11 protein-coding genes are annotated in these 13846 nt (G+C 61.6%); 8 read left to right on the plus strand and 3 right to left on the minus strand.

The window, feature by feature from the left end:
- The first annotated feature begins 35 nt into the window (after positions 1-35).
- The 6 genes from QUE89_RS16700 to QUE89_RS16725 all read left to right on the plus strand — a co-directional run bounded on the left by QUE89_RS16700 (position 36) and on the right by QUE89_RS16725 (position 7399).
- Positions 36-1307, plus strand: a complete 1272-nt coding sequence (locus QUE89_RS16700; protein ID WP_286221150.1) for a cytochrome c — start codon at positions 36-38, stop codon at positions 1305-1307.
- Positions 1308-1337: 30 nt separating this feature from the next.
- Positions 1338-1856 (plus strand): (2Fe-2S)-binding protein, encoded by a 519-nt coding sequence (locus QUE89_RS16705; RefSeq protein ID WP_286221151.1) that lies wholly within the window; start codon positions 1338-1340, stop codon positions 1854-1856.
- Complete coding sequence (locus QUE89_RS16710; RefSeq protein WP_286221152.1) at positions 1849-4155, plus strand: xanthine dehydrogenase family protein molybdopterin-binding subunit; 2307 nt, start codon at positions 1849-1851, stop codon at positions 4153-4155. Before QUE89_RS16705 ends, QUE89_RS16710 begins: the two co-directional genes overlap by 8 nt.
- A 276-nt stretch (positions 4156-4431) precedes the next feature.
- A complete protein-coding gene (locus QUE89_RS16715) occupies positions 4432-5877 on the plus strand; it encodes a succinylglutamate desuccinylase/aspartoacylase family protein (protein WP_286221153.1) in 1446 nt (481 codons plus the stop codon).
- A 46-nt stretch (positions 5878-5923) separates the two neighbouring features.
- On the plus strand, positions 5924-6865 hold the full coding sequence (locus QUE89_RS16720; RefSeq protein WP_286221154.1) for a DMT family transporter: 942 nt from the start codon (positions 5924-5926) through the stop codon (positions 6863-6865).
- 15 nt (positions 6866-6880) lie between these two features.
- Complete coding sequence (locus tag QUE89_RS16725; protein ID WP_286221155.1) at positions 6881-7399, plus strand: carbohydrate-binding protein; 519 nt, start codon at positions 6881-6883, stop codon at positions 7397-7399.
- Between the two features lies 1 nt (position 7400).
- Here QUE89_RS16725 and QUE89_RS16730 read toward each other — a convergent pair whose 3' ends face one another.
- The gene (locus QUE89_RS16730; RefSeq protein ID WP_286221156.1) at positions 7401-8597 is read right to left on the minus strand and encodes a MalY/PatB family protein; all 1197 of its coding nucleotides are present in this window, start codon (positions 8595-8597) and stop codon (positions 7401-7403) included.
- Positions 8598-8823: 226 nt separating this feature from the next.
- Here QUE89_RS16730 and QUE89_RS16735 point away from each other — a divergent pair, with 226 nt between their 5' ends.
- Positions 8824-9711: an AEC family transporter gene (locus tag QUE89_RS16735; protein ID WP_286221157.1), complete on the plus strand. Its 888-nt coding sequence runs from the start codon at positions 8824-8826 to the stop codon at positions 9709-9711.
- Between the two features lie 99 nt (positions 9712-9810).
- Positions 9811-12312, plus strand: a complete 2502-nt coding sequence (locus QUE89_RS16740) for an acyl-CoA dehydrogenase (protein ID WP_286221158.1) — start codon at positions 9811-9813, stop codon at positions 12310-12312.
- Positions 12313-12360: 48 nt separating this feature from the next.
- On the opposite strand, the gene QUE89_RS16745 is transcribed toward QUE89_RS16740, so the two are convergent.
- Both QUE89_RS16745 and QUE89_RS16750 read right to left on the minus strand, forming a co-directional pair.
- Positions 12361-12666: a hypothetical protein gene (locus QUE89_RS16745; RefSeq protein ID WP_286221159.1), complete on the minus strand. Its 306-nt coding sequence runs from the start codon at positions 12664-12666 to the stop codon at positions 12361-12363.
- Positions 12667-12769: 103 nt separating this feature from the next.
- Positions 12770-13711 carry a LysR substrate-binding domain-containing protein gene (locus tag QUE89_RS16750; RefSeq protein WP_247845134.1) on the minus strand — a complete coding sequence of 314 codons (942 nt, stop codon included), beginning with the start codon at positions 13709-13711 and terminating at the stop codon, positions 12770-12772.
- Between the last annotated feature and the right edge of the window lie 135 nt (positions 13712-13846).

Genomic DNA, 13846 nt, shown 5'->3' on the forward strand with positions numbered 1-13846 from the left:
CGGAAGGAAATTCACCGCATGAACGGGACACGCTCGTGATAAAAAAAATCTTGTCAGGCCTTATTGTCATCGCCGTCGTCATCGCCTTCCTGATTATCTGGAAGCCCGCCATTAATGAAATTGACCAGCCCAGCGCTGACTCCTTCAGTCAGGATCAGATCGCCAAGGGCAAGGTGCTGGCGGGACTTGGCAACTGCGCTTCTTGCCATACCAGCGATCCGTCAAAACCTCTGGCCGGCGGTGTGGATTTCCCCACCCCCTTCGGCACCCTGTACTCCACCAACATCAGCCCGCACCCGGAACAGGGTATCGGCAACTGGTCCGAGGAAGCTTTTGTCCGCGCCATGCGCGAGGGCGTTTCCCGGGATGGCTCACATCTCTATCCGGCCTTTCCGTACACCCATTTCACCAAGGTCACGGACGAAGACCTATCCGCGCTGTACGCCTACGTAATGAGTCGCCAGGCGGTGGAGCACCAGGGCCCTGACAACCAACTCGATTTCCCGTTCAATCTGCGCATGCTGCAAGCCGGCTGGAAGACCCTGTTCTTCGATGGCGAGCGTTTTCAGCCGGACGACAGCAAGGGGGATGCCTGGAACCGCGGTGCTTATATTGCCGAAGGCCTGGGCCACTGCACTGCCTGCCACTCGCCCCGGAATGCTTTCGGCGCGGAAATCGCCGATGAAACCTACAACGGTGCGGTTGTGGATAACTGGTATGCACCGGCACTCAACACCACCCACGCGGCTCCGGTGCCCTGGACCGAAGACGAGCTGTTTCAGTACCTCCGCGCCGGCGGCTCCAAATGGCACGGCATTGCCGCTGGCTCCATGTCGAGCGTGGTGCACAAGGGCCTGACCGAGGCGCCGGATGACGATATCCGGGCGCTGGCCGTGTATTTCCAGGACCTCACCGGGGCTGTCGACAGTGAAGAAGCCGCCGAGGTGGCTGCCGGTCATGTACGACAGGCACAGAAAGCGGTGGCACCGGAGAACCGCACGGGTGAAGAAATCTTCTCCTCCGCCTGCGCCTCCTGCCACTACAACGCGCCCTCGTCACTCAAGGCGGCTCGCCCGGAGTTGAGCCTGAACAGTGCGGTAACGGCACCCGATCCGGTGAACCTCCTGCGCATCACCCTGCACGGTATCGACGAGCCCACCGGCCTGCGCGGGCTTGCCATGCCCGGCTTTAGCAGCGGCCTAAGTGACGCCGACCTGATCGCGCTGGCCCGGTACCTGAGACAGAGCTCAGGCCAGTCGCCATGGGAAAACCTGGAGCAACACGTACAAGATGCTCGTCAACTCTGAGGGCCAACACATGATTCAAGGAGATAGCCAATGACTATCGAGTTCCAACTCAACGGCGAGGCCATGAGCCTCGACGTGCCCGAAGATACCCCGTTGCTCTGGGCCATTCGTGATCACGCCGGCCTGACCGGCACCAAATTCGGCTGCGGCATTGGCATGTGTGGCGCCTGTACCGTGCATCTCAATGGACGCGCGACCCGCTCCTGCATCACCCCGGTGGGCAGCGTGTCCGGTCAGCAGATCACCACCATTGAGGGCCTGGGTCAGGACGGCGAGCACCCGCTGCAACAGGCCTGGGTGGATGCCCAGGCACCCCAGTGCGGTTACTGCCAGTCCGGGCAGATCATGCAGGCAGCCACCCTGCTGCAGGATTTCCCCAACCCCACCAATGAGCAGATCAATCAGATCATGAGCGGCAACCTGTGCCGCTGCATGGCCTATGTCCGGATTCGCAAGGCGATTCACCTGGCCGCCGGGTCAAGCGAGAGCAGCAGCGCCGGTTCGCCCCAGTTCTACGAGCCCGGCCAGGAGGAGATGAGCAATGCGTAAGTTCGCCAAATATCTCGCCAATTCCGCCGCCGAACAGGCATCGGACACGCCCAGGCTCAGTCGCCGGGGCTTCCTCATCGGCGCTGCCGGGGCCGGCCTGACCATGGCCTTTGCCAGCTCAGGTATTCCCGTTGCCAGCGCCGCCAAGAGCATTTCCGAGGGGGCCTTTGAGCCCACCATCTGGTTCCAGGTGCGCCCGGATGGCCGGGTGGTCGTCAACATCGTGGAAGCGGAAATGGGCCAGCACGTGGGTACAGCGCTGGCGCGCATTGTTGCCGATGAACTGGAAGCCGACTGGAACGACGTTGAACTGCACTATGTCGACAGCGATCCGAAATGGGGCCTGATGGTCACCGGCGGCAGCTGGTCGGTGTGGGAAAACTTCGACAAGCTCAGCCGCGCCGGTGCGGCCGGCCGGACTGCCTTGATTGAGGAAGGCGCCAAGCTGATGGGCGTTTCAGCCGGGCAATGCCAGGCTCGGGGCAGTCAGGTGATTGCCGGGGACCGTGCCATCAGTTATGCCGACATTGTTCGCGATGGCAACATTGATCGCAGCTTCAGCGAGGAAGAGCTGAAGGCCATGCCGATTAAACCGCCCCAGGAGCGACGTTTGATTGGCGAGGAAAGCAAGGCCCTGGATATCCCGGACAAAACCGACGGCAGCGCGCTTTATGGCCTGGACGCCACCGTTGACGGCATGGCATACGGTCGCGCGCTGGTGCCTCCCACCCGTTACGGCTCCAGCGTCAAGTCCGTGGACGACAGCGAAGCCAAGTCGATCCCCGGTTATCAACAGACTCTGGTTCTGGATGACGCTTCCGGCACGGTGCCGGGCTGGGCCGTGGTGATCGCCGACTCGGTGCACGCCGCCAACGCCGCCGCCAAGGTGATCAAGGTAGACTGGGCCGCCGGTAAGACCGCCGACGTCACCGAGCAGAAAATCCTGGACGAAGGCCGCCGCCTGATCGCCGATGACAGCACCGGCGCCCTGGTAGTCAACGAAGACGGTGTCGATAACGCCTTCAGCTCGGCCGATTCCGTGCTGGAGCAGGAATACGTCACCCACAGTGTGCTGCACTTCCAGCTCGAGCCGGTGAACGCCCTGGCCTTCCAGAAGGACGGCCGCTGGGAGATTCACACCGGCAATCAGTGGCAGTCACTGATTCTACCCACCCTGGCCAAGGCTCTGGGTGAGAAAGAAGAGAACATCGTCATGCGCACTTACCTGCTGGGTGGCGGCTTTGGTCGCCGACTCAACGGTGATTACTGCGTGCCCGCGGCCCTCGCCGCCAAGCAGCTGGGCAAGCCGGTGAAGCTGATGCTCACCCGCGAGGACGACTCTCGTTTCGATTCGATCCGATCGCCTTCAGTGCAGAAACTACGCATGGCCTTTGACAGTGATGGCCAGGTGCTGGGCATGGAACATCATGCCACCGCCGGCTGGCCGACCAAGGCCATGGCGCCATTTTTCATGCCCAAGGGCGAGAATGGCGAAAAGTTCGACCCGTTTTCCATTCACGGGGCCGCGCACTGGTATTCCCTGGGCGCCCATCGTCTGCGCGCTATTTCCAACGAACTGGCCAGCGACACCTTCCGCCCCGGCTGGTTGCGGTCGGTCGGCTCCGGCTGGGTGAACTGGGCACTGGAAAGCTTCATCGACGAGGCCGCCCAAAAAACCGGCGAGGATGCCATCGAGTTCCGGCTCAGCCGGCTGAAAGCCGAGGGCAAGAACGCCGGCTCCGCACCCAACTCCGTGGGTGGCGCCAATCGTCAGGCCACGGTGCTGAAGCGGGTTCGGGAGATCTCAGACTGGGGCAAGGACATGCCCGCCGACACCGGGCTTGGTGTGGCCACCACTTACGGTCAGGAGCGCAACATGCCAACCTGGACCGCCTGTGTCGCCCGGGTGCATGTTAACCGGGACAGCGGCAAGGTAACGCTGCAGAAGCTGACCCTGGTGACTGACGCCGGCACCATTGTTCATCCGGACGGGGCCCTGGCCCAGGTTGAGGGTGCTGCACTCTGGGGCGCCAGCATGGCGTTGCACGAGGGCACGCAGATCGAGCAGGGCGAGGTGCGCGACACCAACCTGAACACCTACACGCCCATGCGGATGCGCGACGTGCCTGAGATCCAGGCCGAGTTCATCAAGAGCACCGAAACTGCGGTGGGTCTTGGCGAGCCGGCAACCACGGTGGTCGGGCCCGCTATCGGCAACGCCATCTTTGCCGCCGTGGGTGTGCGCATGCGCACCATCCCGATTCGGCCCGAGGACATCCAGGCCGCTCTCAAGGCCTGATCGGGCCTCGCCATCGGCAGTCGGAGCCCTGCTCCGGCTGCCTGCTTCAAGTTCCGCTGTAACAAAATCACAACCAAACTTCGCAATACTTCCACATCGTTCGTCGTGGCGACCGGGTATAACTGGCACATCTGTTTAAAAATCCACCAACTCAGGTTGGATTTACCCCTAAACACCGGCACTTCATGAAGGTGGCATTAAACCTTTGTCACAGCTGTTTCATGGCCGCGAAGAGCGCTCTATGCTTGAGCGCGTTTTGACGACCCGTGAGGAATTATGCTGTTTCGCAGGCTCTCCGTACTGACATCCACCCGACTTCTGCCCTGGGCGCTAGCGCTTGCCCTGCCCGTTTCTGTTGCCGCTGAAACCGCCGGCAGCGAGGGCGACAAGACTCCGGAAACCATGGTCGCAGCCCTGGCCGAGGACGAAAGTGTCGAGGATGTCGAGCAGTCGGAGCCACGGGTCAAAGAGGCCGGCGCCAAGTCAGGCTCGGCCAAGACGCAGCCAGCCAAGGACGTTGCCAGCACCCCCAAGCCAGCCTCGCAGACTCCGAACAAGGTCGCACCCAACATCGATCTGAAGGACGTAGCGCCACCGCCAAAACCGTCCCCGAATACCGACTCTGCGGCCGTCACCAAGCCGGAAAAACCGGCCAACGAGCCCAAGGTCAGTGACAGCACCCCGACCGAAGACAGCGAAGTCCGCCCAGGCGAAGAACCGGTAACCGCAGGCACCGAGGACCTCACGCCGGTGCCGAAACCGGCCGAGAGTTTTACCCTGCTGGGTAATGAAATCCTGCCGGGCACCTCGACTCGTCTGGCCTGGTCCCCGGGCATCCAGATTGCCGGCCTGTCCCAGCCGACCCCGGTGCTGGTCGTGAACGGCGCCAATGCCGGGCCGACCCTGTGCCTGACTGGCGCCATCCACGGCGACGAACTCAACGGCATCGAGATCATCCGGCGCACCATGTACGACCTGGATCCGGAAAAGCTGTCCGGTCGCGTGGTCGGTATTCCTATCGTCAACCTGCCGGGTTTCCAGCAGGGCAGTCGCTACCTGCCGGACCGTCGTGACCTGAATCGGCATTTTCCGGGCAGCCCCGACGGCAGCCTGGCGGACCGTATCGCCTACTCCCTGTTCGAGAACATCATCCGGCGCTGCAACCTGTTGGTGGATATCCACACCGGCTCGCTCAAGCGCACCAACCTGCCGCAATTAAGGGCAGACATGAACAACCCCGACGTGGCAACCCTGACCCAGGGCTTTGATCGCATGGCCGTCGTGCACAGCTCCGGCTCCTCCGGCATGCTAAGAACCGCCGCCGTGGAAGCAGGCATCACTACCGTGACAATGGAAGCGGGTGAGTCGCACCGGATTCAGGAGCATCAGATTGAAGCCGGCGTGAACAGCCTTACCAGCCTGATGGAACGCCAGGGCATGATTTCCCGCATGTTTGTCTGGAGCGATCCGGAGCCGGTTTACTACGATTCCGACTGGATCCGTGCCCAGCACGGCGGCATCCTGTTCAGCGATGTGGAACTCGGCGCCCGGGTCACTGAAGGTGAAATCCTCGGCTACGTGGCCGATCCGATCACCAACGCCCAGTACCCGATCCGGTCCAGCAGCAATGGCCGGGTCATCGGCATGGCGGTAGATCAAGTGGTCATGGCCGGCTTTGCCGCCTACCACATTGGTACAGAGGCAGAGATTCCGGGAGAGTAGTATCCTAGGCACTTTTCTCGAATCCACCCGATGTATGAGTGTGTGAGTGTCTTCAGAAAGCGCCGGATCTCTATTCAAAACGCCCGGCCTGGCCTACGCCGGGCTGGTTCTCACGCCCCTGTTCTGGGCCGGTAACGCCGTGGTTGCCCGGGGCACGGTGGAAAGCATTCCGCCGCTGTCGATGGCGTTCTGGCGCTGGATCATCGCGCTGGCCATCCTGCTGCCGTTTGGCCTGCCCGGCATCTGGCGCCACCGCCAGATCATCCGCCAGCGGCTGGGCTCCATGCTGGCGCTAGCCACCTTTAGTGTCGGCGCCTTTAACTCTCTGCTGTACCTGGCTGCGACCACTACCACCGCGACCAACATCGCCCTGATCAACGCCACCATTCCGATCTTTGTCGCGCTAATGTCCTGGCTGCTGCTAGGCGACCGCACCCGGCCACTGCAAGCCCTCGGTATCGCCTTGGCGGTATTCGGCATCCTGACCGTAGTGGCCCGGGGTGAGCTTGCGGTGCTGACCGGACTGCAGGCCCAGCCCGGGGACCTGATCATGGTCGCCGCGGTATTTTCCTGGGGCTTGTTTTCGGTGCTGCTGCGCCGCCAGGCGGTACCGCTGCCGCCACTGACCTTCCTGACTACCCAGATCCTGCTGGGGGCGCTGGTGATCCTGCCCTTCTACCTAACCGACCTGATGGTGTTCTCCGGCGGGTTCCAGCTGACCAGCAAGACTGCACTGCCCCTGCTCTACTTTGCCGTGTTTCCGGGCATCCTGGCCTACGCCTTCTGGAATCATGGAGTACACACGGTTGGCCCCCCGAGGGCGGCCATTTTCATGTACCTGACCCCGGTGTTTGCGTCCATCCTGGCGGGTATTTTTCTCAACGAATCGCTTGGCCTGTTCCATGTTGCCGGCGGACTGCTTATTCTTGCGGGATTGCTGCTGGCGACCCGGGCCGGGCGGACTGCCGCCCCCCACAAGCCGGGCTAGAACAAGGAGATCATCATGTTAAGCAAACGAATGTTACTACCGATGTTGTTGCTGGCCTTGGGTTTAGGATGGGGCTCCGCTGTGCAGGCCGCACCCTGCGAACCTGAGACCTCTGGCTGGCAGCCTACCCGTTACTACACCGCCGGAGCCGCGGTGTTTCATGACGGCCAGTGGTACCAGGCCCGCCAGATTAACGAAGGCAAGGAGCCGGGAATCAGCTTTGACTGGAAGGAACTGAAGGCCGCGCCGGAATGTGACAGCGCCCAAACCGAAAAACAGCGGGCGGCCGAGAAACCTCGCACCAAGACCAAGGGCACTGCCGGCAGCGCCGGTTCCGGGAACACCAACCCCAACCTGTGTCAGCGTCCGGAACAGTGGCGGTTCGCCGAGAGCTACATTGTTGGCAGCCTGGCGACCCATGGCGGCATGGTGTGGGAAGCGATTCGCCCCACCAATGGCGATATGCCCGGAATGGAGCAACCTGCGCATTGGCGCCCGGTTGAGGATCATTGCTCCCTGCAGCTGGAGAACTAGCTCAGGGCCTGGCCGCCAGGGCGGCTTCGATCCGATCCAGCACCTCGGTCAGAACCGACCGGGGACAGCCAATATTCAACCGCATGAATCCGGATCCCGGCTCACCGAAAGTAATTCCCGGATTCATGCCCACGCCCGCTTCCTGCACGAAGAACCGCTTCAGCTCGGCGTCGGTCAACCCCAGCGCGCGGCAGTCCAACCACATCAGGTAGGTGGCTTCCGGGGCCGTGACCTGAATCCCGCTCAGCCGGCGATTCACCGCCTCAACCACGTAATCCCGGTTTTCCTGCAGATAGACCTGAAGCTCATCCAGCCAGGGCCCGCCATCACGATACCCGGCTTCAAAGCCGGCCACGCTGAACGGATTGCACTGGGGCATGTGCATGGTCTGGAACACAGTTCTCAGGGCGTTGCGGCGCTCGGCATCGGGAATGACCACGGCCGAGAGGCCCAGGCCCGGCATGTTGAAGCTCTTGCTCGGGGCGACGGTGGTCACTAGGGCGTCGTCCGGCTCGGCCAGGTTCGCCAGCATGGAATGCCGGGGGCCGTCGTCGAAGGTCAGGTCACAGTGAATTTCATCGGACAGCACCACCAGGTTGTGCTTGCGGGCGATCGCCAGCACCGCACGCAGCTCGTCCTCAATCCAGATCCGGCCGACCGGATTATGGGGCGAGCACAACATCAGTATCCGGGCATCGGCCCTGGCCGCGCACTGCTCAAGGTGCTCCAGATCCATCCGGTAGCGGCCTGGACCCTGATCCGAATCCGATTCCAGAATCAGCGGGTTCTCAATAACCGTCCGATCGCACTGCCTTATTGAGCTGAAAAACGGCGGATACACCGGAGGCTGAATGATCACCCCTTGGCCGGGCTCCGAGTAGGCCAGACAGGCCGCGTGCAGTGAGGGCACCACCCCGGGTGCCATCAGGATCCAGTCGCGCTCAATGGCCCAACCATGACGGCTCTGGAACCAGTCGATCATGGACTGAAAAAGGCTGTCCGGGAACAGGGTATAGCCGTAGACCGGATGCTGGGCTCGAGCCACCAGGGCCTGGGTGACGGCTTCCGGCGCGGCGAAATCCATGTCCGCTACCCACACCGGGATCACCTCTTCGCGTCCAAACACCGCCCTGCGGGCATCGAATTTCACCGAACAGGTGTGGTCGCGGGCAACAGGCTGGTCGAATGGGCTGGTCACAAATCACTCCTGACTGACGGAAATACGGGCTTCGGATGCCGGTATTGTGGAGCCAGGGTCCGACCACCGCAACCGGGGTCGACTGTGCACGGGGAGTGCGGTCGGAGATATGGACAGAGGTCGGCTATTGGTCGAACACGCGCCAATAGTGCTTGCCTCAACAGCTCAATACTTGCGAACCTAACCGTTTACCTGACAGCACATCCGTTTCTTGTCGGAGCCATTGATGATTGCTCAAATCCTTTCCACCATGCTGCCGGTGTTTGTCATTGCCGGCTGCGGCGCGCTCTACGGCCGCTACCGGACACCGGACATCCAGGGCCTGAACATCCTCAACATGGAGCTGTTTGTGCCCATGCTGGTGTTTGCTGTCCTTGCCGACCAGCAGGCGCCACTGCAGGAGTACGCCCAACTGGCCCTGGCCGCGGCCGTGGTGGTGCTGGGTTCCGGCATTATCCTCTACCCGGTGGCCAAGGTGCTGAAGCTGAACCTGAAGACCTTCCTGCCGCCGATGATGTTCAACAACTCCGGCAACATGGGCATTCCCCTACTGGTGCTTGCCTTCGGTGAAGCCGCCCTGCCCGCGGCGGTGGTGCTGTTCATCGTCGAAATGCTGCTGCACTTCTCGGTCGGGCTTTATATGCTCGACCCGCACACCTCCATCGTCCAGCGCCTGAAACTGCCCATCGTGTTCGCCAGTATCGCCGGGCTGGCGGTCAATCTCGGTGGCGTGCCACTGCCGGAATGGCTGCTGGAGACCCTGAACATGCTCGGTGGTGTGTGTATACCGCTGATGCTGTTTGCCCTGGGCGTACGCATGCTGGACGTCGATTTCAGTGACTGGAAACTGGGAATGCTGGGCGCCATTGCCTGCCCCGCCAGCGGGCTGATCCTGGCCTGGCCGATGATCGAGTTACTGGATCTGCCGGGGATGCAAGTCGCCTCACTCTGGGTGTTTGCCGCCCTGCCGCCCGCGGTGCTGAACTACATGGTGGCCGAGCAGTACCGTCAGGAACCCCACAAGGTGGCGTCCCTGGTGTTGCTCAGTAACCTGGGCAGCCTGGTGGTCATACCCATCGTGCTCGGCCTGGTATTTGCCCAGGGTTATGTATAGGTACTTCTCTCTTTCACGGGCAGCTTGCAACTAACCAGACTTTGACCGATGGTTAAGCACTGATCCGCTTGATTTTATTAATGATAGGGAGATCTACCCATGAGTGTTCTGTTCCTGCTCATCAGCGCGCTGGTACTGGTTTATCTGGGTATCGGCGGAACCGCTGCCGCAACGGTCATGACAATCGCGACCGTGCTCGGATTGTTTCAGGATCATTGGCACCTGTTCAGCATTCTTTGCGGGGGCGCGTTGCTGGCCCTGGCCCTGATTCTGGTGCTGCCCGGTGACCTGCGCCTCGATAAACTCAGCCGCCCACTGCTGGGCTGGGTCCGCAGCCGCCTGCCAAGCCTGTCCGATACCGAGGCCGAGGCACTCAAATCCGGCTCTGTCGACTGGGACGGAGAGTTGTTCTCCGGCGACCCGGATTGGAAAAAACTGCTGGATGCCCGCCCCGCTCACCTCACCAGTGAAGAACAGGCGTTTCTCGACGGACCGGTTGAGAAACTCTGCGCCATGCTGGACGACTGGAAGATCACCCACGAGCAGTACGACCTGCCGGACAAGGTCTGGAAGTTCATTCGGGAGAAAGGCTTTTTCGGTCTGGTCATTCCCAAGGAAGACGGCGGTCTCGGTTTCTCCAACACCGCTCACTCCGAAATTGTCATGAAAATCTCCACCCGCAGTGTGTCTGCGGCAGTCACGGTGATGGTGCCCAACTCGTTGGGCCCGGGCGAGCTGCTGATGCATTACGGCACCGACGCCCAGAAGCATCACTACCTGCCGCGCCTGGCCAACGGAGACGATATCCCCTGTTTCGCACTGACCTCCCCGGTTGCCGGCTCCGACGCCGGCGCTATCCCGGACAAGGGCATTGTCTGCAAGGGCGAATGGAATGGCGAAGAAGTACTGGGCCTGAAGGTCACCTGGAACAAGCGCTACATCACGTTGGCGCCGGTGGCGACACTGATTGGCCTGGCGATCAAGGTCTACGACCCGGACAAACTGCTCGGCGGCGGTGACGACATCGGCGTAACCTGCGTGCTGATCCCTCGGGAAACCGGAGGCGTGAACGCCGGCGCCCGGCACCTGCCGATGAACACCGTGTTCATGAACGGACCGACCTGGGGCACTGAGGTGTTCATCCCCATGGATCAGGTGATCGGTGGCCAGGACATGCTGGGCAAAGGCTGGACCATGCTGCTCGAGTGCCTGTCCATTGGCCGCTCCATCTCCCTGCCCGCCCTCGGTACCGGCGCCGGCAAGGTCGCCAGCCTGGCGACCGGCTCCTATGCCTACACTCGGGAGCAGTTTGGCCGTTCCATCAGTCAGTTCGAAGGCGTGCAGGAAGCGCTCGAGCCCATCGCCGGCTACACCTACATGATGGACGCTGCCCGGCTGCTCACCGCCGGCATGCTCGATCGCGGCGTGCGACCCTCGGTGCCCTCGGCGGTGCTGAAATACCGCAACACCGACCTGATGCGCGAAGTGATCAACCACGCCATGGACGTGGTGGCAGGCCGTGGCGTGATCACCGGCCCCCGTAACTTCCTGGCCCGGGCCTATCAGGCCGTGCCCATTGGCATCACGGTAGAAGGCGCGAACATCCTCACCCGTAGCCTGATGATCTTTGGCCAGGGCGCGATTCGCTGCCATCCCTACATCGTCGAGGAAATCGAAGCGGCGGGCATGGACAACGAAGACGAAGCGGTGCGGAAGTTCGACGGCATCTTCTACCGCCACCTGGCCCATACCACCCGCAATGCCCTGCGCGCCCTGGTGCTCGGGTTGTCCCGTGGCTGGCTGCAATCCGTGCCCCGGCAAGGTGAAATCCAATCCGGCTACCGGCAATTGGCCCGGTTCTCGGCGGCCTTCGCCCTGATGACCGACGTCACCCTGCTGAGCGTTGGCGGCGGACTCAAGGCCCGGCAACGGCTGTCCGGCCGGATGGCCGATTGCCTGACGCACCTGTACTACGCCACCGCCGTGATCAAACAGTGGCATGAAGAGGGCTACCCCGAAGATCAGCGGCCACTGGTAGAGTGGTCCCTACAGACCTGCCTGCGCGATCTTCAGACCGCCATGCGTGACGCCATCATCAACTTCCCGGTGCCGCTGTTGCGCTGGCCGCTACGATTGCTGGTGTTCCCGCTGGGCGCGACCGGCCTGAACGGCCCCGATGACCGTTTGGGGGCCCAGGTTGCCGAAAGCATCGTCAAGGATACCCCGCTGCGTCAGCGCATCAGCCGCGGCGCCTTCGTGACCTTGGATCCCGAGGATTCACTGGGCCGGGTGCTGAACGCCTACAAGCTGGCCCACGATACCGAGGATATGCGCCACCGACTGCACGAGGCAGTGCGCAATCGCGACGAGGATGAAGTGGATGGCATTGCCCTGCTGATGGGCCACCAGCGCAAGGAACTGGTGGACTGGGCCTGCGCCCAGGGCGTGGTGAAAGCGGATGAGTGCGATCAGCTGCAGGAAGCACTGACCGCGCTGTACGACGTAATCCGCGTGGACGCCTTCGAAGGTGAGGGCCTTAAGGCCCTGTCCCGCTGCGCCAAAGGCAAACGCAAAGTAGTGGAACGGCCACCTCAGGACTGACCAGGGTGGGTGAACGGGCCAGCCCGCCTGGTCCGTTCACTGCCCAACTTACTGGTTAAGGATATCGATGATTTCCCGGGTGTCCTTTATGATCGTGTAGACCCGGTCTTCTATTTCCACGCGCTGACGATAGCCGCCGAGGTCACGGATGTCACCGTAACGCAGCAAATCCCGATCAAAGTAATCACCTTTCCGGTAATTCAGTTTTTTTTGCCAACCCGGAGGCAAGGGCTCGCCTCGCTCAACCTTTTTCTGCAGCCCCGGCGGCAACTGGCCATCGTGAGGCGACTTGGCCATGACCGGCCCAGCTGCGAGCATTATACCTAGCAGTGCGAATGTCAGTACGGTCTTCACAGTCTAAAACTCCTTGCCTATTGCGATTCCAGTAAATTAACACGGCATTGAGTTCATCGGTGTTAACACTGGTTCATGACCATAGGTGCCGGATTCAATGCCCTTACTCGCCCCGCAAGCCGCCCCGGATTGCCTCATCCACCAACCATCGGCGCAACAACTGCAAACCGCGCTCGCTGCGCCGGCTGGTCTTCCAGGCAAAGAAAAACTCGTCGCCGGTCATCACCGGATGGCAGGGCAACCGGACAAAATCCTCGGAATCCTTTCGCGTACTCAACATGTAGTCGTTGGTCAGGGCGATGCCCTGATGAAACCGGGCCGCCTCCAGGGCCAGCAGCATGTGACTGAAATGCTGGATCCGAGCTTGTGGCGGAATGCCCAGATCCACCGCCCGATACCAGGCCTGCCAGTCTCCCGCGGCCTTCTCGAAAATGCTGTGAGTCGACAACAACGGAAACCGCGCCACCTCCTCCGGTGACAGCGGCAGATCCGCCGCCTCCGGATCCTCCCGACCCAACTCCCGCCGGATTTTCTGCCAGTAATCCTGACTACAGACCGGAAACAGCCGCTCCACATACAGCGGCTCGTAACTGTACGCCGTTGAATTCTTGTGGATCGTAATAAAACAGTCCGCCACCCGATCCGACAGCACCGGGTTCTCCGAACTCATCTCCAGCGCCAGCTCCACCTGCGGGTGCAACCGCTGCAAATCCGGCAGCCGCGGCACCAGCCAACGCACCGCAAAGGAGCTGAACACCGACAGCCGCAACCGCGACTCCTCATGGCCCAGCAACTGCTCACTGGCCCGCTCGATCTGCAGCAGTGCTGAACTGATGCCTTCCAGGTACTGCCGACCCTCATCGGTCAGCGTCAGGGTGCGGCCACTGCGCCAGAACAGCTTTTCCCCCAGGTAGGTTTCCAGCTGTTTCATCTGATGACTGACCGCACTCTGACTAACCGCCAGTTCATCGGCAGCCAGCGAAAAGCTGTTGAGTCGGGCGACGGCCTCGAAGACCGGCAGTGATTTCAGGGGTGGCAGCTTCATTATCTAATTTTCTAATGAGTAGTGAATAAACATCATTTTATCGGATATTTAAACCCAAATAGACTCCCATCACCAGTTCAGAAAGCGCGGAGAGGATAGGGCTGCCGAAAATGCTCGTAGCCAAGGATGGCGTAG

This window comes from Marinobacter sp. LA51 (assembly GCF_030297175.1).
Lineage (GTDB): Bacteria > Pseudomonadota > Gammaproteobacteria > Pseudomonadales > Oleiphilaceae > Marinobacter > Marinobacter apostichopi.